General features: G+C 39.2%; 1 protein-coding gene and 2 pseudogenes. 1 reads left to right on the top strand and 2 read right to left on the bottom strand.

Annotation, left to right across the window (positions count from 1 at the left end; genetic code table 11):
• Positions 1–1,301, bottom strand: a pseudogene (locus F8S12_RS09065) (hypothetical protein); the annotation flags it as partial.
• A 128-nt stretch (positions 1,302–1,429) separates the two neighbouring features.
• A complete protein-coding gene (locus F8S12_RS09070; protein WP_442946794.1) occupies positions 1,430–1,681 on the bottom strand; it encodes a hypothetical protein in 252 nt (83 codons plus the stop codon).
• Between the two features lie 135 nt (positions 1,682–1,816).
• Here F8S12_RS09070 and F8S12_RS09075 point away from each other — a divergent pair.
• Positions 1,817–1,975, top strand: a pseudogene (locus F8S12_RS09075) (IS4 family transposase); the annotation flags it as partial.

The raw sequence follows: 1,975 nt of genomic DNA on the forward strand, positions 1-1,975 counted from the left end.
AAAGCTTCTGTACTATTGACCCGAATAATTTCTAATGGGTATTTAAATCTCACCAAAAAGGGGTCAACGGCTGAAGATTGAATTCTGCCAACCAAGCGTGTAGTGATGTTGGCGAAGATTTTAGCGGCAGCTTTTGACTGATAAATACTTTCTGGTTCTTGGGCAGATAAAATTACACGTATACCAGCTTTAGCACCATTAGCACAGAGCCTCCCAATTAGTTCAGCGATTGATTCAAACTGAAATAAGATTGGTGCTTCATCTAAGAAAAATATACTTACTTTGGATGCTAACGCCCGTCTGAGTGCGGCAGCATAAGCGCTCAGAGCTAAGATCGCCGCATCCGCCTCACTTGATAAATTTCTCAATGCAAAAACAAGTAATTTGGCATCAGTTCTGAAGCTAGAAGGTCGAGAAATTGACTGCCCAACTCTTGTAGTTAACCAGTAATTAAGTCTTAGCCTAATTTGTTCTAAAGCTTCTAGAATATCCCGACTGTTACTAGCAATAGAATCTAGTTTAATAAATGCTGGTGAACAGTATTTGTAAAAGTCTTGTAGTGTTGGTGTCTCTGACCATGCCTTAGTTCCTACTCCAGATGATAATGCCAATTTGTAACGGAGTTTGATTTCATCATCGTCGAAAAAAATCTTTAATGTCAAAGCGATGATTGACTCAATATTGGTAATCATGGAAGGGCTAACCCCAATCATGCTAGTTCCAATAATCATTGTCATCAGTACTGATTTCAAAAACTCCTTGAAATCATTCAATCTTTCATTGATAATTTCTGGTTCTAGTCCTCGCAGATTTGGTAACTCAAAAAGATTGTTGTATTCTTTAGAAATATCAAAGTAAGCACCGTCTTTTCCTAGCAAATTAGTGTAGTCAGTGAAAGTGGATGTTCCATCTGGTTTGGGGTAATCCAATGCCACAACTGGAATATCTTGAGCTAGAGCCGGAGTCAGTATACCTGCAACCAAGACTGATTTACCGGAACGAGTTGCACCAAAAACAGCCAAATTCTTGTGATTTTGGTATAAATCCAGGTGTACAGGAGTACCGCCCTCTTCTGCAATTAATTCAAACCCAGTGCGATCGCCTGTAGCTGTACGAATTAGAGGCATCAGCCCTGGAGCTTCTGAACTAAAATAAGGTAGTCTGCGGTTAAATGGTTTTGTTAGTAAAGGTTCCCAGACAAAAGGACAACACTGAAGCCATACCTTCCAGGCGTACTCTATCTCACGGTCAACTACCGCCGGACGTAGAAAGAAAGAAGCGAGGTAACGACAAGCTTCATCGGGAGCAATGCGATTTTGTTAGATCGGACTTTAATTCTCAGTTAGAGAGCTAGATTCTCAATAAAAACAGTTATTTAGCTGCGATCGCACCTCTAGATAGGTGATTTAGTACCCGAATTTTAACCACCTCACAAAATCGCATTGCTCCCAGCTTCATCTAATTCCCGTGTAGATTTGCGGTGTACCAAAAATACTACAGCCGTTTGGACGACAACGTTACCTTTGTAAATCGTCTTCTGTGCTTCTACAGCTGACTCAATATTCAGTCCCGCTTTGACATCAATATTGCCTTTATCGCTGGATAATGTCGTGGAAGTGATCGACTGTTTAGTTAATCTTTGCAGATTAGTTTTTGTGATTCCCTGGTTAGCTTTTGTCACCTGACAAAAGATTTCAGTATCAAAAATACCTTGCAGGGGGACAAAATGGTCTAGAATGCTTATATTACAAAGAGTGTAGCAATTTGTGGTAAAACAAAAAGAGCATTCATTCGCAACAAGCTCTATTTAATGATAATATTACCTGAATTCTACGAAACAAACCTCAAGCGAGAATTGGGACGTGCAGAATATTTATTACTAAAAATCCTGATAAATTTATTACAATCTATTAAAACTGTTAGCATTGAAACACTCGCTACTGCTTTACCTATCCCCATACTTTTTGAAAGTAGA

The sequence above is a fragment of the Nostoc sp. WHI genome, from assembly GCF_015714725.1.
Classification (GTDB): domain Bacteria; phylum Cyanobacteriota; class Cyanobacteriia; order Cyanobacteriales; family Nostocaceae; genus Nostoc.